We start from the raw sequence: 23,587 nt of genomic DNA, 5'->3' as shown, positions 1-23,587 counted from the left end.
CCGCTCACTTTAATAATGCCCAACGGTCGAAGCGAGCGGTGGCGGGCGCCCCATTTTAGGATGCCCGCCTACAGGCTCCGCTCGCCGATCCTAGAGCAGAATCCGACCCGATTGCATCGGATCGGCTGCTCTAGACCTTTGTTTTGCCGCGTTTTCCGAGTCAGCAGATGATTCTATCTGCTTAGAAAACGCTCTAGAAGTTGAAGCGGCCCTCGATCACGATTTCCCTTGGACGCTCCGGCGTGCCCGCATGGTTGCCGGGTGCCGCCCCGGCGATGTCGTTGGAATATCTGGCGACCAGCTCGTCGGTGAGATTGCGGCCGATGAGCGACAATTTCCACTTGCCGTCTTCCGGGCCTACCGAAACGCCGGCATTCAGCTTCCAATAGGAACTCTGCACGGCAAAGGGGTCGAGATTGTCCTGCAGGAAAAAGCGGGACGAATAAAAGGCGTCGCCATTGAATTCGACCTTGAAGCCATCGGCGACCGGAGCCTCGTAAGTGAACCCCGCATTGCCCTGCCACTTCGGCGCGCGCGGTAATTGACGGCCGCTCAGATTCTGGAAACCGCCCACACAGCCTTGCGCCGGACCAAAGCCCGCGGGGCAGCCGCCCCGAGGGTAGGAGAGGTAATGCGCGTCATTATAGCCGATGCTCCCCCGCAGTTGCAGACCGTCGACGGGGGTCGCGGTCGCCTGGAGTTCGATGCCCTTGACCCGCGATTTGGCGGCATTGCCGACGATGTAGCTGACGGTCGCCTGATCGAACGTACTGACCTGCATGTCCTGGTACAGGGTCGTATAGGCAGCCGCCTGTATCGTGAGACGCCTGTTCAGCAACTGCGCCTTGTAGCCCACTTCGAACCCTTTGGATCGTTCGGGTTTGAAGACGGTATTGGCCAGGGTGAAGACCTTGGTGAGTACCGTGGGATAGGAAAATCCGCCCGACTTGTATCCGGTCTTGTAGGCACCATAGAGCGTCTGATTGGGAGACGGATGCCAGGTCAGCGTCGCTTCCGGCGACCAGTTGGAATTGGTCAGCGAGCGACCGAAGAGATCGCCGGCCGGCCGCAAAGTCGCCGGACCATTGGGATTGACATAGATATTGCCGTCAACGGAATCTCGGGTTTCGCGCGTATAGCGAGCGCCCGCCGCCAGTTCCAGATTGTCGAGAATATTCCACCGAAGCTGACCGAATGCGGAGCGTGACTTTGCGATGAACTTGCTGAAACGGTCGAAGGTATAGTAGCGTCCGGTAGCCGGATCCACCGCACTGCGCGCGAACACGACCGAGCTATTGTTGAACTGGGAAATGCGGTCGGCAAAGCCACCGATGACGAAGTTGACCGGCCCGTCATAGTTACTCGAAAGCCGAAGCTCCTGCGAAATCCCCTTGGAGCGCTCAAAAGCGATAAGATAAAATGCGGGGATGGCGCTGAGGTTCAGCACGAAGGAATTGGCGCTGTCCAGCTTATAATATCCTGTGATCGACGACAGCGACAAGCTGTCGTTGATGTTCCAGTCCATATTGAGCGACGCGACATGGGTCTTGACGTCGGTATAGGGAACACCGCCATTGGCGCCCTTCATGTTGGCGGTGATGAGCGACGGCAGAGCGCTTACGGCCATCTGCCGGTCGAACTTGCAGTCGCTTTGAAGGTCGGTGAAGCCGAGCGCGGTCAGATGGGTCAACCCCCTTCCGCAGAAGGGATCATAATAGGTGGCGACCTGATTGTCGCCGTAGCTATATTTGAGCTTAGCCGTGAAATCGCTTGTTGGCGACCAGACGGCGGTGATGCGTCCGCCCCAATCGCTTCCGTGCGGCAGCCGCTTGTGATCCGCTCCGGGGATAGTGGCGCCGGCGGCGACCCAGGGCGCAAATGCGCAACCAGCGCCCGCGCAAGGGAAGGCTCCGGGCTGCGCGATATTCCTGAGATAGCCCTTCATGAAGCTGTACCGCCCGGCTACCCTTATGCCCAGCGTATCCGTCACCGGTCCCCCGATCGCGCCTTCCACATAGCGTTCATCCGCCACGAATTCATAACCCGCGCGGACGAAGCCGGACAAGGTTTTACCTGGATCGGCGGTGGTCACGGAAATGACCCCCGCGGGCGAATTCTTGCCAAAGAACAGGGCCTGCGGCCCCTTGAGCACTTCGATCTGGGCGAGGTCGAACAACCCCGCCTGGGCGGCGCGGCCGCGGCCGATCATCACATTGTCGACATTCACGAGCACGCTCTGTTGAATGCCTGGATCGGCTGGAGGCGAACCGATGCCGCGGATGGCGAAAAGCCCACCCGCACCGGCCGGCACGGGCTGCAACGTCACGAAGGGCACGATCTCCGCGACGCGTGCGAGACTGGTGATGTTGTTCCGGGTCAGGGTTTCGGGCGACAGGGCCGACACCGCGACCGGCACGTCGATCAGCCTTTCCGCCTTGCGTCGCGCAGTGACCACGATGTCACCACCTCCCAGCTGTTCCGCCTCCGGCAGCGCCCGCTCTTGATCGCCGGCTGGGTCCGCCGCATGCATTTCATCGACCGCAGATGCATGCGCAACCATCGGGCTCGTCAGCAACAGCGCAAAGGCGCTGACCGACGAGGCTAAAATACCGTGCCTGGTCTTCATTGGGTCGTCCCCCTCCTGATGCTCGTCCCACATCTTGCGCGGGGCTGTAGCTGAACAGATGGATAGACGGCTCATTTCGCGCTCACCAATCTCACCTCGGCATAGCCCTCATCTTGGCTGCGGGCGGGCAGGATCGGACAAAAGCTGGTATAGATGCCGCCAGCATTCAGATGTTCGGATCGCTCTTATGATTAGGCCATGCCAATGGCCGGCTCCGCCGGACGCGCGCTGGCAAACAGGGCTTTCTTGACAATCGGAGCACTGCTCCACATGATTCGGATCATCGTTCCGATCAGAAACGCGACATAGGATGAAGGGATATTAATTGATGCCGGAAAATAGGATGAAGGCGGTTCGTCAACATGAATTCGGCGGCCCCGAAGTGCTGCGCTACGAGGACGCTCCAATCCCCGAATTGAAATCGGGCGAGGTGCGCGTCCGCGTCAAGGCCGCCGGGATCAATCCCCCCGACTGGTATCTGCGTGACGGCTACAAAATGCTTCCGCCCGAATGGCGGCCGCCCGTGCCATTTCCCGTCATCCTCGGAACGGACATTTCAGGCGTCGTCGAAGCCGTCGCTTCCGACGTGAAGGACTTCTCCATCGGTGATGAAGTATTCAGCATGGTTCGCTTCCCAAGCTTCGGCGACAGCGCCGCCTATGCGGAATATGTCACGGTGCCGGCAGCGGAAGTTGCCCTCAAGCCTGCGAGTGTCGATCATATCCATGCCGCGGCGGCGCCGATGGCATTGATGACGGCGTGGCAATTTCTGGTCGAACTGGGGCACGATCATCCCAACCCGCTGCAACCCGAAATGCATCGTTCGGTGCCGCTCGATGGCAAGACCGTGCTGGTCAACGGCGCTGCGGGCGGCGTCGGGCATTTCGCTGTCCAGGTTGCGAAACTGAAAGGCGCTCGCGTCATCGCGGTGGCATCGGGCAAACATGAGTCGTTTCTTCGTGCGCTCGGTGCCGACGAGTTCATCGACTACACTAAGACTCCGCCGGAAGATGTTACGCATGATATCGATCTCGTGGTCGATGCCGTCGGCGGCCCTGCCACCGCCCGGTTCCTGCCCACATTGAAGCGCGGCGGTGCCCTGTTCCCAATATTCCCCCTGGGATTTTCAGGTGCCGACGAAGCAGAGAAGCTTGGCGTCACGGTTTCGGCAACGCAGGTGCGCTCGAACGGCCCGCAGCTAGCGGAACTGGGGAAACTGATCGAGGCGGGCACGATTCGCGTCGGCATAGACAGCATCTATCCGCTGGCGGACGCGCAAAAGGCCCATGAGCGCGCCGCTGCCGGACATATCCAGGGCAAGATCGTGCTCACGGTCGGGTAGAAACGGATGCTCGAACGCCGCGCCCATCCCGTGGAAGCGCGATCTCCCGGGTTGGCGCGGCCAACCAGTCGTGGACATATTTTTTCGCGGCGATAGCGCGAAACCGAACGCGACATGGAACGGCAAAGACATATCAGATGCAGGAGTAAGTCAGGATGACAAAGACAGCCGCGTTCGACAAGGTCGGGCTGACGGGGCGAACCGTGGTGATTACCGGTGCCGCCGGGGGCATCGGCAAAGCCACCGCCCGCCTATGCGCCGCGCGTGGCGCCAGCGTGGTGATCGCTGACCTGGACGAGGGTCAGGGCACGGATCTGGTGGCGGAAATCCGAAACGCGGGCGGCGACGCGGCGTTCAAGCGAACAAACGTCACGCATGAGGATGATGTGTTGGCGCTGATCGATTTCGCGGTTTCGACCTTCGGCGGGCTTCATGCCGCCTTCAACAATGCCGGGACGGAAACGGGCCTCACGCCGTTCAACGACTTTCCGCTCGAACAGTGGGAACGCGGGGTCGCGGTCAATCAGACCGGCGTGTTCCTCTGCGTAAAGCATCAGATCGGGCACATGCTGGCGCATGGCGGAGGGGCCATCCTCAACACGTCGTCGGTCTCCGGCGTGGCAGGTTTTCCGATGTCGGTAGACTATGTCGCCGCCAAACATGGCGTCATCGGCATCACCCGCGCGGCCGCCGCCGAGGTGAGCGACAAGGGGATCCGCGTGAATGCGATCGTCCCGGGTGCCACGGAAACGCCGATGTTCCTCAAGCTGGTGGACGGCAATGAGGATATTCGTGCCTTCATCGCGGCGAAACATCCTATCGGCAGGGTCGGACAACCGGCCGAGATCGCGGAAGCTGCCGCATGGCTCTTGTCCGACGCAGCCTCCTTCGTGACGGGCGCTTGCATCACGGTCGACGGCGGTTACACCGCGTTGTGATAACGAAATAAAAGGCTGAGCAAGCAGCAGCCAATTGGAAGAGGAGAGACGCGTCATGATCAAGACGAAGATCGCTATCGCCATAGGTGCTGCGCTGATGGCGGCAACGCCTGCTCTGGCAGAGTATGACGGCGTAATTGCACACATTATCGCCAAGCCCGGCCAGCGTGATGCGCTGATCGAAGCCATGCGTCCGCTGGCCGGAATGAAAGGCTGTATCGACCTCGTCGTCGCCAAGGATCCGAAAAACGCGGATGCGATCTGGTTGACTGAGATATGGCAGTCGAAGCAACTCCACGTCGAGGCAACCAGCGGCGACATCTTCACTGCGGCGATGGTCAAGATACGGCCGATGATGATGAGCATCGACCAGAATTACGAGACGGCGCCGGCGTTCGGCACTGACCTCAAAGAAGCAACCGAGCCGACCCATTAGAGCATAATGCTCGCTATATCACCCCACGCCCCCCTCAATCGTCAGTTGGGCTTCGTGAAATAATCGACGATGACAGCGTTCATCTCGTGAGCCATCGGCATGGTCGTCAGGCGATTGCCGCCGCTGACCGGAAGAACGACGCCAGTAATATAGGTAGGGGCCGACAGAAACACGACTGTGTCGGCAGCCGCTCAGGCGAGGGCGAAGGCCTTGCTCCGCCCGCGATTGATCAACAGCACCAGTCCCGCGCCGATCAGGCACAATATGCCCGCCGCCACGAAGGCGGGCATATAGCTGTGCCAGACCGTGCGGGAAAGGCCGCCCGCCAGCGCCGCACTCGCCGCGCCAAGCTGATGCCCGGCGAAGATCCAGCCGAACACGACATTGGTCCGCTCCGGCCCGAAACGCTGGGCCGTCAGCTTGACCGTCGGCGGCACCGTGGCGACCCAGTCAAGGCCATAGAACATCGCGAAGACCGACAGGCTGTAGAGCGAGAAATCGCTGAACGGCAGATAAAGCAGCGACAGCCCGCGCAGCCCATAATACCAGAACAGCAGCCAGCGATTGTCGAACCTGTCCGACAGCCAGCCCGACGCGAGCGTACCCGCGAAATCGAACAGGCCCATCATCGCCAGCATCGACGCCGCGCCCACCGCCGCCAGCCCATAATCGCCGCAGAGCGCGATGAAATGCGTCTGGACCAGCCCGTTGGTGCTGGCGCCGCAAATGTAGAAGGAGAAGAACAATATCCAGAAGCTCGGCACCCGCGCGGCATCGGCCAATATGTGGAGCGGGCTCATCAGCAGGGCGCCGAAGCTGGCGGGCTGCGGCGGCGCGGGATGAACCTCCCTCTCGCCATAGGGCGGCAGGCCGAGGTCGGCGGGGCGGTCGCGCATCAACAGCAGCACGACCATGACGGCCAGCAGAATTGCGCCGCACACCAGCAAGACCGAAGCGCGCCAGCCGAAATGCTCCGTCAGCCCGGCAAGCAGCGGCAGGAAGGCCAATTGGCCGGTGGCCGTGCTGGCGGACAACAGCCCCATGACCAGACCCCGCCTGTGCGTGAACCAACGCGTGGCGACGGTGGCGCCCAGCACGATCGCGGTCAGGCCGGTGCCGATACCGATGACGACGCCCCAGAGCAGCACGAGCTGCCACAGCTCGGTCATGCCCATCGACAGCAACAGGCCGACGATGATGATGGACAGCGAAATCAGCATCATCCGCCGCACGCCGAAACGGTTCATGAAGGCGGCGGCGAACGGCCCCATACTGCCGAAGAGGAGGAAACGGATGGCCAGCGCGCCTGAAATATCCGCCGCGCTCCAGCCATATTCCTTTTGCAAGGGAATGATGAACACGCCGGGCGCGCCCACGGCCCCCGCGACGACCAGCATCGTGAGAAAGGTGGCGGCCAGCACTGCCCAGCCATAATGAATATGTCTCGCGCCCATATGGCGGGCGAGGGTCGCTGACAGCATGAAGGCCTCTGTTCCGGAACGATCGACCGGCGTTAGATGATGTTCATCATGGCAAGGTCAAGGGGCCAGTTAGCGCAATCTGGACATGCAGGCCAGCCAGCGCGCTGGTTAGGCGCTATCGCGGATCAGGCGCGGGGCGCGGCAGGACCAGGGCATCCTCCCGCTTTTCCGGACGGATGTAGATGGAGGTGAGTTCGGGAATCGCCCGCTTCATCTCGCTCTCCATCTCCTCGATCAGACTTTCCGCCCGGCCCATGCGCTGGTCGTCGGCAAAATCAGCGCTGATGCCCCAGTGCATGCCGATCGCGGCCTTCGCTTCGAGATCACACAGAATCTGGATGGCTTCTTCAAGGTTCACATGCTGGGCCGCCATGAACCAGCGCGGATCATGAAGCCACCCCATAGCGCCATCCGGCGGTCGCCGGAGCCTCGAGACGACCAGTGGTTGGCCGGAACGAGTGAACCTCGCAGGTCGGACCGACAGGAATGACGTCCCCCAGTCGCGGTTCTTATGCGGCTCTCCGACACATGCCGGCAAATGCTGGCATCGTTTCCCAGTGGGGTGATGCCCAACGGCGCATGCCCCGCCTCCAAGGCCCGGAGCGTCCGTATATCGAGATGGCCATAATGGTTGTGAGACAAAAGCACCGCATCGGGACTGCCGCCGGACACGACGATTTCGGTGATCTCCACCGCCAGAGGAGCAGGTCGAGCAGGCTCCTGTCGGTGTCGGGTTCCCCCCGGGTTGAAGAAACGGACGCCATCGAAATGATCGCTCGCCGGGCCATGAAAATAGATGTTCGCATGCGACACTTCAGATCGGCTCTGGCGCGGCGGCACCCTCAACATGCACGCCGCCTGCGTAGCGGATGCCCGCCTCGAAGGCGCGCGCCAGTGTGGCTATGGTCGCGCGCAGCATCTCCTCGATTGGCGCTCCGGCGGCCACAAGCTGCGCAACGAACGCGGGGTGGACATATATCATCCCGGCATCCCGAACGACGCCCGCCGCGAGATCCACATCGTCAACCTTCCATTCGCCGCGCTGGACCGCCTTTTCGATCAGGCGGGCGATCAACGCCGTGATGCGGTCCGCATAGGCGGCGATCATGTCAGGCCGTTCCACGACGATGCGGCGATACAGGTTGTGAATTTCCTGGTCGCCCTCGAACCGCTCGCGTTTGCGACGATGCAGGTCGAGCAGCATCGCCGTCAGCTTTTCGGCGGCGGGACCGTCCGTCTCCACATGTTTGGCGGCCAGCCTGGCTTCGTCTTCCATCGCTTCCTGAACGATGGCGTCCATGATCGCGCTCTTCGAAGGATAGAAGCGATACAGCGCGGCGTGGCTGACGCCCATTGCGCGGGCAATATCGACCACATTGGTCTTGCTTTCGCCGAAACGGCGGACCTGCCGCTTCGCGGTTTCCAGCACCGTGAGGGCAGAGAGAGGCCGGTCGGATTGCACGGACATCGGAGCGATATGCACCACAACCCGAGCGTCAGCAATAAGGAATTTACATATAACTAATATTGTAAGTTGTATGATGCGTGGCTATTTCCGGCTGAGTTAGTGGAGATCGGAGATATGAAAACCGCATTCGTGACCGGGGCCACCGGACTGCTGGGGCGCCACCTTGTCCGGAATCTGGTCGAGCAGGGCTGGAGCGTGCGAGCGTTGCATCGCTCACCCGGCGATTCGGCGGCGCTGCGGGAGATCGGCGCCCAGCCGGTCGCCGGCGATCTTAACGATCTCGCCAGCCTTCGCGATGGGATGGCGGGCGCCGCCTTCGTCTTTCATGCGGCTGCCCTGTTTACCATGTGGGCCGCGCTTACCGACTTCGAGCGCGTCAATATCGAAGGGACTTCCAATATGCTGGCCGCCGCCCAGGCTGAAGGCGTAGAGTGTTTCGTGTATATCAGCGCGGCTGGCGTCGTAATGGGCGAAGGAAAGCCGATGCGCGACGTAACCGAGGACACGCCACTCGCTTATCCGTCCTGGGCGCCCTATCTTTCGACCAAAGCGCGCGCGCAAGAACTTGTCTTGGAAGCGAACAAGATCTCCGGCATTCGCACGGCCGTCATCATGCCGCCCATGATCTGGGGCCGGGGCATGCATATGCTCGACAATATCGTCAAAAATGTTGCGGAGGGGCGGTTCAGATGGCCGGCCGGCGGCGAACAGATGATGTCGACAGCGCATGTCGACAATGTTTGCGCATGCGCCATTCTGGCCGCCGAAAAATCGCCGGGAGGCCGCGCCTATTTCGTTTCAGACGGCAAGAACCAGTCGATGCGCGCAGTGCTGTCCGATCTACTCTCCACCCGTGGCGTTGTAGTGAAGGCCGCCAACGCTCCTCTCGACATGGCATGGCGAATGGCGACGGTTATGGAATTCATATGGCGGACCTTCCGGCGATCGGGTGAACCGCCGCTGACCCGGCAAATGCTTCGACTGGTAGGCTATGATTTCACCGTATCGAACCAGAGGGCACGTGATGAACTGGGTTATCAGCCTGTGACGAACTGGGCCGGAGGCTTGGCGAAAATGCGCGCCTCGGGCTGATCATCGAGTACCCGTTGCCATTGAAAGCGCCGTCAATTTAACGCGAAGTCCTCTCCACCCAATGCATTTCGGGCTTTGGAGGCGCCTTCTCCGTTTGCAATGCTCTGCCGCTATATAGGGCGGCCGGTGTTGTAATGGCGCCGCTAAGCTTCGATCAGCACCCCGGCCTCGCGAGGCTGTAAAAGATTTCGCCGCCGAGCAGTTCCTCATATTTGAACTGCGCGCCACGACGAACGCCAGGCACTCCCTGCTAGCCTCGTCGATGACTGATTTTCCATTCACGCTCGTGCGAGAAATTATCACCCCCGCTTTGCAAATAACCATCATTCCAGAGGAATGCGGAGACGCATTAAAAGATGGAGACACCAATGAATGAGGAGGGGAAATTGCGTCATCGATTGATTGTTGCCATCTGCGGAACATGTGCGTCGCACGCCGCGCTGGCTCAAGCGGACGTGTCGCCGGTACAACCGGCGGCCAGTGCGGCGCGACCCGCGCAAGACGCATCGTCGCAAAGCCTCGGCGACATCATTGTCACTGCATCGCGCCGAAGCGACACGGTTCGGAAGACCCCCATCGCTGTGTCTGCCTATGCCGGACAAAAGCTTGAGGCCGCCCAGACGAAGAGCCTCAATGATCTGGTCGGGCCAAGCCCGAACATCCAGATCGGCAACAGCTATAATTCGTCGAACATCACGATTCGCGGCATCGGCAATCAGCAGATCAACGCGGGCCAGGATTCGGGCGTCGCGATCCATTCCGATGGTGTCTATATCGGTCAGCCTTCGCTGACCCTTGCCACCTTCCTCGATCTCGCCCGGGTGGAGATTCTTCGCGGACCGCAGGGCACCCTGTTCGGGCGCAATGCCACCGGAGGTGTCATCAACGTGGTTCCGAACGAACCGACGGCAGAGACGCATTACGGCTTTGACCTGACGGCGGGCGTCAGCCCCGCCCTGTTCCAGCTATCCGGCTTCGTCAACGGCGCGCTCAACGAGTCGGGGACGCTCAGCGGTCGCGTAGCCGCGCAGCAGACATATAATAGCGGGTTCACGCGCAATCTGCTTCCCAATGGCCCCAACCGGCTGGACGACGCGAAGAACCAGTCCATCCGCGGTCAAATCAAGTGGGTACCTTCCGACACGTTCAATGCGCGGGTTCTGGTCGAATATGCCAACGACGATTCCAACGGGCCGGCGAGCTTCCTGGAAGGAACGCCCGATTCGACCATCCCGCTGCCTTCGATCCTCGTCGGGCAGTCGCGTGGTGATGTCGGCAAGCGGGAAGTGTTCGCGAACATCAACTATCGCAAGGTTCACGCTTTCAATGCCAACCTGACCTTGAACTGGGCGCTGGGTGGCGGAAACCTGAAGGCTCTCCTCTCCTATGCCGACTCCAAGCTGCTGAATGTATCGGACGGCGACGGCACCGCGGCGGAGGATACATATGCGTCCTTCAAGAATACGGCGCGCCAGACCTACAACGAACTGATCTACACCTCGGACAATGCGAAGCCATTCACCTATCTGCTCGGCGTCAATTATTTCCGGGAGCATCTTGAACAGGCAATCGAGGTTCCCATCGCCGAAGCCCCGTTAGGGGGCGGCGTCGTGCTCAACGACATCACAGTGTTCGGCGGAGCCGTTCCGCTCATCACGACCTCTTACGCGGCGTTCGGGCGTGCCCAATATGCCTTCACGCCCGATTTCAAGCTGTTCGCCGGGCTGCGCTACACTCGCGACAAGAAATCGATCGTTCAGTATAATAATTTCATCAATGGCGGCGCGCTCCAGTCGTCATCCTCGAATTGGGACCGGCTGACCTACGAAATTGGCGCTTCATATGCGTTCAGCCAGACGCTCGACGGCTATCTCAAATATTCGACCGGCTTCAAGGGCGGCGGATATTCGGCGGGCACCCTGGCTCCGTCTTTCCGGCCGGAAACCAATGCCAACTATGAAGCAGGGCTGAAGGGCAACTTCTTCAACCGGGCACTGCAAGCCAATCTTGCCGCCTTCTACATGAAGTATGACGACTTGCAGGTGAACCAGATCGTCGGCGTCTCCTCCTCCGTGACCAACGCGGCCAAGGCGACGGTCTATGGTGTCGAGCTGGAAACCTCCTTGCGTCTGACTGATGCGTTCCGCATCGACTGGTCCGGCGCCTATCTGAATGCGACGTTCGACCAGTTCCAGACGGCGGACTCGTCCCGGCCCAACACGTGCGATCCGGGCACCGGCGTTGGCACGGTTCCCTGCTCGCTCGACCTGTCGGGCAACGCGTTGCCGCAGTCGCCCAAATATACGAGCAGTCTTGGCGGCTATTACGACTTCGCGACCTCATCGGGCAAAGTCACCTTCGGCGCCCGCTACGACTGGAAGTCCCGCGTCTATTTCACCGAGTTCAACCTGCCGATCTCTTCCCAGAAATCGGTGGGCAAGCTCAACCTGTTCCTGAACTATGAGAGCGAGGACGGGCGCTTGACGGGCAGCCTGTTCGTCAAGAACGTGACGGACGAACAGGTGAAGGGCAATGTCATTGTCGTGTCCTCCATCATCGGCTCACTCGCGCTCGGTCAATATCAGCCGGGACGCCAGGTGGGCATGTCTGTGGGCTATCATTTCTAGTCGGATCTGCGGATCCGATTGAAATAATGAACAGGAAATTCTGGCCGGCCAAACATGTTTTGCCGGCCAGAATGCCTCTTTTTGGAGGCGCTGGTGTGACCAAGCAGTTTCTGGAGTTTGCGTGACTATGTCGTCCTTTGATCAGGATACCGCTCCGAAGGACGTGGTGATCCACTATGACGTTCCGTGCACCCTGAGCGACGGGACGGTGCTCCGGGCCGATGTGGCGCGGCCGGCGGGAGAAGGGCGATGGCCGGTCATTCTCGCACGCACGCCCTATGGCAAAGCGGTAGCGCCAGGGTTCACGACCGACCTGACGCACGGTGCCCGGCATGGATATGTCACCATCATCCAGGATGTGCGGGGACGCGGAACGTCGGACGGCAAGGCCGATTTCCAGCCATGGGTAGACGAAGGACAGGACGGCGCGGAGGCGGTCGAATGGGCCGCCGCCCTCCCCTATTCCGACGGCAAGGTCTATATGAGCGGCCCTTCCTATCTGGGGTTCGTGCAATGGGCGGCAGCGGCCGAGCAACCGCCCTCACTTCTGGGAATCAATCCCATCGTTCCGGTGGGTTGGTTCAACCGCTCGTTCATCTATTGCGGCGGCGTCTTCGAGCTTGAACTCAATGGCTATTGGTGGACCATGATCGGCGTGGAAGCGCTCATGCGCCGCGACTGGGATTCCCCCGAAGCCAAGGGCGCGGCGGTCGGACGCGCAGGGGGCGCCCTCGAAACCTTGGCGCGGGACGGCGGTTACGACCATCTCCCCCTCGGTCGCTTCGAACCGGCAGCGAGCAGCGTGCAGGGCGCTCAGCTTTTTGATCTGCTGGAGAAACGCGCCGATGATCCTTCCATGAAGGCGAGCACGCGGGCGAACGAGTATGAGAACATCACCGTGCCCGCGCTGATCGTCGCGGGCTGGTATGACATATTCATCCGGGGCTCGATCGACCAGTTCGTCGGCATGCGTGCGAGAGGCGGCAGCGAAGCCGCGCGACAAAAAAGCCGGTTGATCGTCGGCTCCTGGGCGCATCATCCGCAGAGCAAGATGACGGGCGAACAGATTTCGCCCGGTTCCGCCGCTATCCAGGCGCTCAACCCCTTTGGCCATATGGGGCTTGCCGCCCGCTATTTTTCCGAGCTGGACGACGCGGATAACGCAGAAGCGCCCGTCAAGATCTGGGTCATGGGCGCGAACAGGTGGCGTGACGAACAGGAATGGCCGATCGCGCGGACCATTGTAACGCCCTGTTATTTATCGAGCGGCGGCAAGGCCAATAGCGGTCAGGGGGACGGCGTCCTGTTGCTGCGGCAGGGCGGCGGCGGCCCGCCCGACGCCTTCGTCTACGATCCCGCTAATCCTGTGCCCACGCGCGGTGGCGCCGTGTTCGGCGTAAGCTGCGTCCCAGGCGGCAGCGACCAGAATGTGATCGAGAAACGCGATGACATATTGGTCTATAAATCCGACATTCTAGAACAGGATCTCGAAGTTACGGGGACGCCGATTGTCGAACTGTGGGTGACGACCGATATGGTCGACACCGATTTCGTGGCCCGGCTGGTCGATGTTCATCCGGATGGCACGGCACGCCTCATCACTGATGGCATCATTCGCGCCCGCTACCGCGACAATCCCGACGACCTAACCCATCAGGCAGCGCCGCTGGAACCCGGCAAGCCCTATTTGCTGCGCATCGAACTTTTGCCGACGAGCAACCTGTTCAAGGCGGGCCATCGATTGCAGCTTGATGTCACCAGCAGTTGCTTCCCGCGCTGGGCGAGAAATCTCAACATCTGGGATGAGTGGGGCGGCACGTTGGCCGACGCCAAGGTTGCGCATCAGCAGGTGCTTCATGATGAAGCACATCCCTCCCGCGTCTTGCTGCCCATCATCCCGGCGGCAAGCTGAACCGCGCGCCTGTTTGAGCGCCCCTGCCGGGGGCGCTCATGATGCCGATCAGAAGACCGCCGCCAGCCGCTCTTTGGTGATGGACTTCGCCTCCGCGACGATGCGGTCGATAAGTTGCTTGACGGTCGGGATGTCGTCGATCAGTCCGGCGACCATGCCGCAACTCCAGGCTCCGGCATCGACATCGCCATCGACCATGATCCGGTAGTAGACACCGGCCACTTGCTCGGCAATGTCCTCGAACCGGATGCGGTCGCCCAGCGCCCGTTCCTTGTCGACGATCTGATCCACGGCCGGGTTGCGCAGCACGCGTTCAGTGTTCCTGAGCGGGCGCATGATGAGGCGCGTGTCCCGCTCGCCAGCCTGCACGATCGCCTGCTTGACGCGATCATGCACCGGCGCCTCCTGCGTCGCCACGAAGCGTGTGCCCAAATTCATGCCATCCGCGCCCAGCGCGAGCGCGGCGACGAGGGACTTGCCGTCCGCCATTCCGCCTGACGCGATGAAGGGCACAGAAAGCGCTTTTGCCGCCAGCGGCAGCAAGATCAGGCCCGGAACGTCATCCTCGCCGGGATGGCCGCCGCATTCGAAACCATCGACGCTGACGGCGTCGCATCCGATGTCCTGCGCCTTTAGCGCATGGCGGATCGAGGTGCATTTATGGATGACCTTGACGCCCGCCGCCTTCAGCGTCGGCAGATGCTCCACGGGATTATTTCCCGCAGTTTCCACGACCGGGATGCCCTTCTCGCAGATAACCTTTACATAGCCCGGATAGTCGGGCGCGTTCACCACCGGCAAGAAAGTCAGATTGACCCCGAACGGCTTGTCGGTCATCGCGCGGCATCGGTCGATTTCCGCCGCCAGATCGGCAGGCGTCCGCTGCGTCAGCGCTGTCAATATGCCAAGGCCGCCAGCTTGCGAAACAGCCGCCGCCAATTCGGCCTTGCCGACAAAATGCATGCCGCCTTGAACGATGGGATACCGAATGCCGAATAATTGAGTAATGCGTGTCTGCATGGGGATTTCCTGAAACCTCGTGACGTGTGATAATAGGGCGTGCACCCCACCGCCATGACCCTATCGCGCAACGGCCTGGTCGCAATTTGGGCAGAATCGCATGAGCGCGAGGGGCGGACGAGGCCCATCCTCCGGTTATTCAATGGCATTGTCCCGCTCGACCGCCATGGCCCGCCGATAGCCTGGGCGTGCTTCGAGCCTGCGGAAATATTGGATCGCCGCCGGAGCGAGATCATCGCCCAGACCCAATGCCTCTGCGAATTTGATGGCATAGCCGACCGATATATCGGCTGCCGTGAAATGATCGCCGCACGCATAATCCCGCCCGCTCATCATGCCCATCGCCACGTCCAGACGCTTGAGGAACCAGCGTCGATAATCCTCCGCCACTTGCGGGTTGCGGCGCTCCTGCGGTTCCAGCATGGCGTAGCGAAAATACAGCGTCTGCGGGAAAGTGAGCGTCGCTTCCCCCATGTGCAGAAAATTGAGATAATCGGGATAGGCGCGATCGGACGGGGCAACGGACAGCCCCGCGCCGGGATGAGTGTCCGCCAGATATTGCAAGATGGCAGAGGATTCGCTCATTGCTGCTCCATCCACGATCATAAAAGGAATCGTGCCCAGCGGATTGATTTCCAGATAGGCGGGCGCGCGAAAACGGGGCGGAAACGGCAGCATGTGCAACCTGTATTCCGCGCCCAATTCTTCCAGCATCCAGAGCGCGCGAAACGATCGTGCGCCATCGCAATGATATAGTTCGATCACAGCCCTTCCCTCATGCTGCAGAATGGCGCTTTAGCCGTCGATCAGGCCAAGGCGTCCGCCGTCGCCAAGGCGTCGAGACGGTCCTTGCCGTAACCCAGAATCCCACGCAGCACGCGATCATTGTCCCGGCCATAGGGCGGCGCACAAAGCTCATAGCGCGCAGGCGTGCGCGACAGGCGGAATGGCGCTGCCTCGATCATCGCCGTGCCGGAAAGGGGATGGTCGACCCGAACCAGATGTTCCCGCTCGCGCATTTGTGGATCGGCGCCCATGCCATAGATGGACTGGACGCGATGGGCAGGAATGCCGCACCGGCGCAAGCTTTGCTCCAGCCATTGCACATCCCGCGCTGCCGTCCAGTCCTCGACGATTGCCTCCAGTTCGTCGACATGCGCCCGGCGCATTTGCGCGGTGGCGAAGCGCTCGTCCCGTTCCAGACTTGCGCCGCCCATCAGCAGGGCCAGATCGCGCCACTGCCCGTCATTCTCGACGGCGATGGCGATCCATTGATCCTCGCCAGCCGCCCGGAATACGCCATGGGGCGCCATCAGCGCGTCGCGATTGCCCACCGCCCCCTGTATCTCGCCTGTCACCGAACAGGCCGCGATTTGCGGCGCCAGAAACTGCACGCCCGCCTCGACCTGGGATATGTCGAGATGGCATCCCTTGCCTATCCGCCGCCGGTAATCCAGCGCGGCGAGCAGCGCCGCCAGACCAAAGCGCGGCGCCACAAAGTCTGTATAGGGCCCATAAGGACCGGCTAGACGCCCATCCGGTCCACCAACGATATATTGAAACCCGGAAAGGGCCGCGCCGTGGTTCCCATATCCCGAATAGCGTGCGTTGGGACCATCCTGCCCGGACAGGGATGTGCTCACCATCACCAGTTCGGGATTGATGGCACGCAGTTCTTCATAGGAAAGATTCCATTTGGCCATCTGGCCGGGCGTGAAGGATTCGACAAGGACATCGGCCCACCGGACGAGATCGCGAACGACGTCGCGCGCCGGTTCCTTAGACAGGTCGAGCGACAGTCCCAACTTGCCGGCGTTGCAGGTCTCGAACAGCGCGGATTGCTGCACGTCATATTGGCCGTGCGGGAACGGCCCCATGACGCGCGCGGTCTCGACCCGACGCGAGGATTCAACGCGCACGACCGCCGCGCCAAAGTCTGCCAGGGTGCGTCCCATCAACGGACCCGCGACAACCCAGGCAAGGTCGAGCACTTTCAGTCCCTCCAGCGGCCTGTCACTCATGTTGTGGGCGACGGCAGGAGCGGGCAGCGACCGCCTTCCGGCCAACCACTCGTCCCGGACTTCGGCGTCATGTTCGCCCAGCCGGGGAGCAGGACGGGGTTGCACAAATCCGTCAGGGCAGCCGCGGGCGAAAGCCCCCGGCATCCTGTAGGGTCCGAAGGGACCATCTATGGTGTCGATGAAGTCACGCGCTGCGAACTGGGGGCTTTCGGCCAGATCGGCAACCGTCAGGATCGGCGCTATGCGGACGCCGCGCTGGATCGCGACCCCGACCAGTTCGTCCTTGTGCCGCGTGGCGAGAAAGGATTGCACCCAGACCCGAACCGCGTCGAGATCGGCCTCGCTGACATCCCCGGCAAGGATATTCTCGTGAAGCGTGCTCCAGTCCCAGTTGCTGAATGTCGGGTGGAACCAGCCCTCATCGCGCATCCATGTCATGAGCTTGTTGGATGCGGGACCGGCGGCTAGCCCGATGCCCAGATGCATCTCCGCCAGACCGTCCGACACTGTCCATTTGGACTTGCGCGTGATGGACCCGCTGCCGCTCAGGTCCACCACATGGTCGTCCCCCGGCTTCCTGCGCGGGACGAAATCCGCATGCGCTACCCCTTCGGCAAGGACCGCTCCGAGCGTGCACTGGGGCAGGGTCTGCACGATCGCCAGATCGACATGCTGGCCCAGGCCCGTGCGCGTGCGGTCGGCCAGCGCGATCAGAGCCGCGCTGGCGGCCGTCGCTCCGGCATGCAGATAGGCTTGCGGCACGCTGATCCGCAATGGGCGGTCGTCATGCCCGCGCGTCAGCCAGAGAGGGCCGCCCGCTGCCCACAAGGTGATCTCACTGTCCGGCCAGTCGTGTTTGGAGCCTTCCAGTCCGAACGGCGTGATCGAAACATGGATAAGGTGCGGATGGCGTTCGGCCAACACGCGCGGATCGAGCCAGGACGGCCGCCCTTGCGCGGGCGTAAAGGACTCGATCAGCAGATCGGCCGATTGCAGCAAACGCTCCCATAGCGCCTCGTCCCGGCCGGGATCCACGACGATGGACCGCTTGCCTGCGGCGTAAGTGGCCCAGAACAAGGATTGATCCCCGTCGGGCCAATCCTGTGCGAACGGCGCGAGCTGCCGGGCAGGATTTCCCCGTTCGGGTTCCACCTGCACGACGTCCGCGCCCATCTGCGCCAGCATATGGCCGGCCAGCAGCCCGCGGTGATCGCACAGATCGAGAACCCTGTAGGGTCTCAAAAAGCCTTCGCCATATCCCCTCATATTCGGTAGCGGCGTTACCGGACGAGCTCTTGCAGCCCGGCCACTTCCATGCGGTGCTGTTCCGGGCCGGACGCCGGCACATGCTCGCCCGCACGGTCGCCGATCCTGTCCATCTGCGACAGGATAGCCGCCGCCATATCTTCTTCCTCGATCAGATAGGCGCCTCTGGTCATCGTCACATGCGCCCGTGCGAACCGGCCCGCGCCAGCGAGCATGATGGCACGGGTCGGCGCTTCTTCGGCGCATAGGGCGACGATCGCGGGAGCGACCATATCGCTGCCCAGACGCGCAAGGTCGCCGCTGTCGTAGAGGCCGCTGGTCATGCCCGTCGCCGCGCTGGGCGCAAGGCAATTGACATGGATGCCGTAGCGCTCCCCCTCGATCGCGAGCGTCTGCATCAGGCCGACCAGCGCCATCTTGGCCGCGCTGTAATTCGCCTGGCCGAAATTCCCGTATAGTCCCGACGATGAGGTGGTGAAGACCACCCGGCCATATCCCTGTTCGCGCATCAGGTTCCAGACGGCGTGCGTGCAATGGACCGACCCCATCAGGTTCACGTCGATCACGGCCCGGAAATCTTCGATGGTCGACTTTGCGAAGGTGCGATCGCGCAAGATGCCGGCATTGTTGACGAGGATGTCGACTTGTCCCCATCGCGCCACAATCTCGTCGACCATCCCGGTTACGCTGCCGGGATCGGCGACGTTGGCCGAACAGGCGATGGCCTGTCCGCCCGCGGCGACAATTTCCTGCGCGACCGCCTCGGCATCCTTTTGGGACAGGTCATTCACCGCGACCATGGCGCCATGCCGGGCCAGCGCGAGGGCGTGTGCACGACCCAGACCCTGGCCGGCGCCGGTCACAAGAGCAACGCGCCCGGAAAGCGAGATAAGGGGAGCTATCATGAAGTCGTCCTTTCGATGGCTGCCTCCGCTGCCTGCGGAGGGCGAATGAACCGCGCCGGTCAAGGGCGCGCGTCCTCGATGTTGAGGCGAATGAGGGGCTTGCCCGCGAAACCACCGGCGAAAAGATCCTGAATGGCTTGCGGAACACTCTCCAGCCCGTCACGGATTTCCTGCCATGGACGAACGGTTCCGTCCGCGATCCATGCGGACATCTGCTCGCGAAAGGCACCCAGCAGGTCCGCGCGGTCGGAATAGGGCAGATAGCCCTGGATATGGATACGCTGCGTCACGATGCGGTTGAGGTTGTGCATCGTTTCGGAGGCGCGCTCCTGATTATAGCTGCCGATCATTCCGCTGATCGCAAACCGCGCATTCGGGTTCGCGCTGGAGAGCGCGGCGTCGAGATGCTCGCCCCCCACATTGTCGAGGTAGATGTCGATGCCCTGCGGAGCCGCCGCCGCCAGCTTTCTCTCCAGCGAACCGGGGGATTTGTAATCGATCACCGCGTCGGCGCCGATCTCTTTCAACCGCTCACCCTTGGCGCTGCCTCCCGCGGAGCCGACGACCTTCAGGCCGATGGCCTTGCCGATCTGCACCGCAGTGCTGCCGACCGCACCCGCCGCGGCCGACACGAACAGCGTCTCCCCGGCTTTGGCCTTCGCAATTTCGAACAGGCCGAAATAGGCGACAAAGCCGGTAGAGCCCATAGCGTTCAGATAATGTTCGGGCGCGCCGGACGAGGGCAGCTTTTCGAAGCTCGATGCTGGCCCCTGCCCGTAATCGCGCATGCCGAACTGGTGAAGAACCCGGTCGCCGGGTTTGAGATCGGCGGAGCGTGACGCGATCACTTCGCCCACGGCCCAGCCCGGAATGGGATCGCCCAGAACATAGGGCGCAAGATAGCCGCGCGTCTCTGCCGACATCCGCACCCGCATGGCTGGCCCGACCGTGAGCCAGTCGTTCCGCACCCGAACCTCGCCTTCGGCAAGCGGCGCATCGTCAAAGTCGCGCAATTCGAACAGATCGCTGCTGGGGAGGCCTTCGGCCCTCCTCACGAGCGTCCAAACACGGGATTTGGTTGTCATGAAACGGGATTCTCCAGAATTTCAGGGGCCGAACGCGATCCGCGCTCGGCATAGAGGGTCAAGGCAGCGGCAATGCCAAAGCACATGAACGAGCCGTAGAAGGGCAGATCGGCGGATGACGGCAACAGGCCGGCGGCGATGATCGGCCCGGTGGCGAGGCCAGCAAACTGCATCGTGACCCACAGGACCGAGAGGCGTCCGCTGGGATCGAGCGTGGCGACCAGCCCGGCGCAATAGGGCAGGATCAGCACCCAGCAGAACATGAAGACAAAGGCCGCCGCCGCGAAACTCGTCCGGCCGCTGTCGAACTCAAAGATCAACACGGCGATGCACAGGCCCGCCGCGCCAGCCGATATGGGCAGCAGCCGCCCCGCCCTGTCCCCTACGGCGGACACCAGAAGGCTCGCAGCGATGCCACCTATGGTTGCTAAGGACAGGGCGCTGGCAACCGCTTCGCCCGACATGTCGCGATCCAGCCCCAGCACGCCCACCAGCGGCCATGTAAGACCGACGCCGACCAGCAGAATGAAAGTCCCGAGCAGCGCGGACAGGCCATATCCATGGCCGGGCTTCGTAATCTTCTCCGCCTTGGGTTGAAGAGCCGCGACGCCTGTGGGCAGCCAGCGAAGCAACAAAATGGCGAGCGTCGCCAGAGTGACGACCGACATGAAAAGCCATTGCGGATGTCCTATGGCACTAAGCCGGCTCAGTAGGGCCAGCATGACGGTCGTCGCGGTCAGATTTGCGGTGAGATAGATCGCAAAGATACGATCTGGTATCGGAGTGACCGCGATGCTGGCGGACAATATTCCCTGAAGCGCGCCAGCCGCCAGACCCGCGATGAAGCGGGCGACGATGAGCGTCAGGAAGGTCGTGGCATAAGCGGAAAGCAGATTTGCCCATATGATCAGAACCAGCCCGACAAGGGCCGCCTTGCGCCGGTCGAGCCTGCTCAGCCATGCTGCCACGAAAAGGGTCGTTACCGTCGTCCCGCCCATCTCCGAAGAGGTGATGAGCGCGATCTCGCTGTCGGTCAGGCCGATATTCGAGGACATGCCGGCGAGCAGCCCGGGCATCGCAACGATGATGGCGGCGCTTGCCAGCCCTGTCAGGACGATGGACATCACCGGCAGAACCCCGATCGCTCGGGGCGCGGACATGCCCAGGGCGGTTCCGCTGTCCATCATGCGTCCATCGTGACGATGACTTTCCCGACCGCCGACCGGCTTGCGAGCCGGGCAATGGCCTCGCCGCCTCGGGCGAGAGGAAAAATCTGATCGATTTTGGGCGCGATGCGGCCCGCCGTCCACCAGTCGATCAATTGCAGGATATTGCGCCGGTTATGGTCTGGCGCGCGCTTGGCGAAGCCGCCCCAGAAGATGCCGCGAATATCGCAGGATTTGAGGAGCGGCAGATTGAGCGGTATCTTCGGTATCCCGGCCGGAAAACCGACGACCAGATAGCGGCCTTCCCAGGCAATGCAGCGGAGGGCCGGCTCGGCATAGTCGCCACCCACGGGATCGTAGATGACATGCGCGCCCTCCGGTCCCACCCGTTCCTTGAACGCCAGCCCCAGAGCGCGCGCCTGCTCCTTGTCGAACGGCGCGCGGCCATAGACCATGACGTCGTCAGCCCCGGCGGCAAGGACCACCTTCGCCTTTTCCTCGCTGGATACGGCAGCGACGACGCGCGCGCCCATGACCTTGCCGATTTCGATGGCCGCCAGCCCGACGCCGCCCGCCGCCCCCAGCACCAGAAGCGTCTCACCCGCTGTCAGATTTCCCCGATCGACGAGCGCATGGATCGTGGTGGCATAGGTGAGTAAAAGCCCGGCAGCCGCGACGGGATCTTGCCCTTCGGGAATCTTGAACGCGTCAGCCGCATCGAACACGGCATATTCGGCAAGGCCGCCGCTCGATTGAGCCAGGGTCGCGATCAGACTGTCGCCCTGTCGCCAGCCCGTCACGCCCTCGCCCACCGCATCCACGATGCCCGAAACCTCGACACCCGGCGCGAAAGGCCGTGGCGGCTTGAACTGATATTTGTCCTCGATGACCAGAACGTCGGGGTAGTTGATGCCGCAGGCCAGCACGCGCACGCGCAACTGGCCAGGGCCAAGGTCCGGCACCGGAATATCGGACAGCCTCAGAGATTTCGGGCCGCCCGGTTCGATGGAAAGCAAGGCTTTCATCACAGAACCTCGAACAGGCCGGCAGCGCCCATGCCGCCCCCGACGCACATCGTCACCACGACATAGCGCGCGCCGCGCCGACGTCCCTCGATCAAAGCATGGGCAACCAGACGTGCGCCCGACATGCCGTAGGGATGGCCGATGGAAATCGCCCCGCCGTTCACGTTCAGCCGGTCTTCCGGGATGCCCAGCCTGTCCTGGCAATAGATCACCTGGACGGCAAAGGCTTCGTTGAGTTCCCAAAGGCCGATGTCGTCCATGGTGAGGCCGAAGCGCTGGAGCAGCTTGGGAATGGCGAACACCGGGCCGATGCCCATTTCGTCAGGTTCCGTGCCCGCAACCGCCATGCCGACATAACGGCCCAGAGGACGCAGCCCGCGTTCGGCGGCCAGACCGGCATCCATGATGACGACAGCCGCCGCACCGTCGGACAACTGGCTCGCATTGCCCGCCGTTATCGTGCCGCCTTCGACCACGGTCTTGAGCGCGGCCAGTCCTTCGGCGGTCGTTTCGGGCCGTGCGCCCTCATCCTTGGTCAGCGTGACGATCTGGGACGACACCGCGCCGGTGGCCTTGTCGCGCACCGTCATGGTCGCTTCGACGGGCACGATCTCGTCATCGAACGCGCCATTCTGCTGCGCGGCCGCCGTGCGCTGCTGCGACCGCAGCGCATAGGCGTCCTGCCGCTCGCGACCGATGCCATAACGCCGCGCGACGGTTTCGGCGGTTTGCAACATGGGCATGAACATATCGGGCACCATCGCCACCAGTTCGGGATCCTCATCGATCCTGAGCGCCTCGGTCTGAACCAGCGAAATGGATTCGACGCCGCCCGCCACGATCACCTTCATCCGGTCGACCATGATCTGCTTGGCAGCCGTGGCGATTGTCATGAGACCGGAAGCGCATTGCCGGTCGAGCGACATGCCCGCGACGGTGACAGGCAGTCCGGCACGCATCGCGGCGGTTCGGCCGATGGTGGACTGATAGCCCTGCTGCAACGATGCGCCCAACAGCACATCGTCGATTTCGGCCGGATCTATGCCGGCGCGGGACACCGCCGCCCGGATCGCATGAGCAGCAAGGGTCGGCGACGGTGTCGCGTTGAACGCACCGCGATAGGCGCGCCCGATGGGAGTCCGCGCGGCTGACACGATAACGGCGTCCTGCATTATAA

The 23,587-nt window shown here is 62.2% G+C and carries 17 protein-coding genes and 1 pseudogene; 6 read left to right on the top strand and 12 right to left on the bottom strand.

The window, feature by feature from the left end; translation table 11 throughout:
- Positions 1-193 precede the first annotated feature (193 nt).
- On the bottom strand, positions 194-2,626 hold the full coding sequence (locus HHL26_RS00595) for a TonB-dependent receptor (RefSeq protein WP_169575677.1): 2,433 nt from the start codon (positions 2,624-2,626) through the stop codon (positions 194-196).
- Positions 2,627-2,969: 343 nt separating this feature from the next.
- Here HHL26_RS00595 and HHL26_RS00590 point away from each other — a divergent pair, with 343 nt between their 5' ends.
- From HHL26_RS00590 to HHL26_RS00580, 3 genes are all read left to right on the top strand, one after another.
- Positions 2,970-3,968 (top strand): NADP-dependent oxidoreductase, encoded by a 999-nt coding sequence (locus HHL26_RS00590; RefSeq protein ID WP_206377293.1) that lies wholly within the window; start codon positions 2,970-2,972, stop codon positions 3,966-3,968.
- Between the two features lie 155 nt (positions 3,969-4,123).
- Positions 4,124-4,906 (top strand): glucose 1-dehydrogenase, encoded by a 783-nt coding sequence (locus tag HHL26_RS00585; protein WP_087575143.1) that lies wholly within the window; start codon positions 4,124-4,126, stop codon positions 4,904-4,906.
- Between the two features lie 55 nt (positions 4,907-4,961).
- Positions 4,962-5,342 (top strand): antibiotic biosynthesis monooxygenase family protein, encoded by a 381-nt coding sequence (locus HHL26_RS00580; RefSeq protein ID WP_169575676.1) that lies wholly within the window; start codon positions 4,962-4,964, stop codon positions 5,340-5,342.
- A 191-nt stretch (positions 5,343-5,533) separates the two neighbouring features.
- Here the strand turns inward: HHL26_RS00580 and HHL26_RS00575 are convergent, their stop codons facing one another.
- The 3 genes and pseudogenes from HHL26_RS00575 to HHL26_RS00560 form a co-directional block, all read right to left on the bottom strand.
- Positions 5,534-6,823: an MFS transporter gene (locus HHL26_RS00575; protein WP_169575675.1), complete on the bottom strand. Its 1,290-nt coding sequence runs from the start codon at positions 6,821-6,823 to the stop codon at positions 5,534-5,536.
- A gap of 115 nt (positions 6,824-6,938) precedes the next feature.
- Positions 6,939-7,109, bottom strand: a pseudogene (locus HHL26_RS24140) (cation transporter); the annotation flags it as partial.
- A gap of 528 nt (positions 7,110-7,637) precedes the next feature.
- Entirely contained in the window at positions 7,638-8,291 is a 654-nt protein-coding gene (locus HHL26_RS00560; protein ID WP_087575147.1) for a TetR family transcriptional regulator, read from the bottom strand.
- Positions 8,292-8,357: 66 nt separating this feature from the next.
- Between HHL26_RS00560 and HHL26_RS00555 the strand changes: the two genes are divergently transcribed.
- The 3 genes from HHL26_RS00555 to HHL26_RS00545 all read left to right on the top strand — a co-directional run bounded on the left by HHL26_RS00555 (position 8,358) and on the right by HHL26_RS00545 (position 13,922).
- Positions 8,358-9,383, top strand: coding sequence for an NAD-dependent epimerase/dehydratase family protein (locus HHL26_RS00555; RefSeq protein WP_206377292.1), 1,026 nt, complete (start codon positions 8,358-8,360; stop codon positions 9,381-9,383).
- A gap of 356 nt (positions 9,384-9,739) precedes the next feature.
- Positions 9,740-12,010 (top strand): TonB-dependent receptor, encoded by a 2,271-nt coding sequence (locus tag HHL26_RS00550; protein ID WP_346765553.1) that lies wholly within the window; start codon positions 9,740-9,742, stop codon positions 12,008-12,010.
- A 127-nt stretch (positions 12,011-12,137) separates the two neighbouring features.
- On the top strand, positions 12,138-13,922 hold the full coding sequence (locus HHL26_RS00545) for a CocE/NonD family hydrolase (protein ID WP_240962288.1): 1,785 nt from the start codon (positions 12,138-12,140) through the stop codon (positions 13,920-13,922).
- 48 nt (positions 13,923-13,970) lie between these two features.
- Here the strand turns inward: HHL26_RS00545 and HHL26_RS00540 are convergent, their stop codons facing one another.
- From HHL26_RS00540 to HHL26_RS00505, 8 genes are all read right to left on the bottom strand, one after another.
- A complete protein-coding gene (locus HHL26_RS00540; RefSeq protein WP_066563473.1) occupies positions 13,971-14,942 on the bottom strand; it encodes a nitronate monooxygenase family protein in 972 nt (323 codons plus the stop codon).
- A gap of 135 nt (positions 14,943-15,077) precedes the next feature.
- Positions 15,078-15,707 carry a glutathione S-transferase family protein gene (locus HHL26_RS00535; protein ID WP_087575137.1) on the bottom strand — a complete coding sequence of 210 codons (630 nt, stop codon included), beginning with the start codon at positions 15,705-15,707 and terminating at the stop codon, positions 15,078-15,080.
- Between the two features lie 41 nt (positions 15,708-15,748).
- Positions 15,749-18,205 (bottom strand): CoA transferase, encoded by a 2,457-nt coding sequence (locus HHL26_RS00530; protein ID WP_169575671.1) that lies wholly within the window; start codon positions 18,203-18,205, stop codon positions 15,749-15,751.
- Between the two features lie 38 nt (positions 18,206-18,243).
- On the bottom strand, positions 18,244-19,134 hold the full coding sequence (locus HHL26_RS00525) for an SDR family NAD(P)-dependent oxidoreductase (RefSeq protein WP_087575145.1): 891 nt from the start codon (positions 19,132-19,134) through the stop codon (positions 18,244-18,246).
- A gap of 59 nt (positions 19,135-19,193) precedes the next feature.
- Positions 19,194-20,219: an NADP-dependent oxidoreductase gene (locus HHL26_RS00520; protein WP_169575670.1), complete on the bottom strand. Its 1,026-nt coding sequence runs from the start codon at positions 20,217-20,219 to the stop codon at positions 19,194-19,196.
- Positions 20,216-21,406, bottom strand: coding sequence for an MFS transporter (locus HHL26_RS00515; RefSeq protein ID WP_169575669.1), 1,191 nt, complete (start codon positions 21,404-21,406; stop codon positions 20,216-20,218). The genes HHL26_RS00520 and HHL26_RS00515 overlap by 4 nt, the downstream gene beginning before the upstream one ends.
- Entirely contained in the window at positions 21,403-22,410 is a 1,008-nt protein-coding gene (locus HHL26_RS00510) for an NADPH:quinone oxidoreductase family protein (RefSeq protein ID WP_169575668.1), read from the bottom strand. The genes HHL26_RS00515 and HHL26_RS00510 overlap by 4 nt, the downstream gene beginning before the upstream one ends.
- Positions 22,410-23,582, bottom strand: a complete 1,173-nt coding sequence (locus tag HHL26_RS00505) for an acetyl-CoA C-acyltransferase (protein WP_169575667.1) — start codon at positions 23,580-23,582, stop codon at positions 22,410-22,412. Before HHL26_RS00505 ends, HHL26_RS00510 begins: the two co-directional genes overlap by 1 nt.
- Positions 23,583-23,587: the final 5 nt, after the last annotated feature.

Origin of the sequence: Sphingobium sp. TB-6, assembly GCF_012927365.1 — a bacterium.
GTDB lineage: Bacteria > Pseudomonadota > Alphaproteobacteria > Sphingomonadales > Sphingomonadaceae > Sphingobium.
Note: the sequence above shows the minus strand (reverse complement) of the source record. Positions and strands in the feature narration are given on the sequence as shown.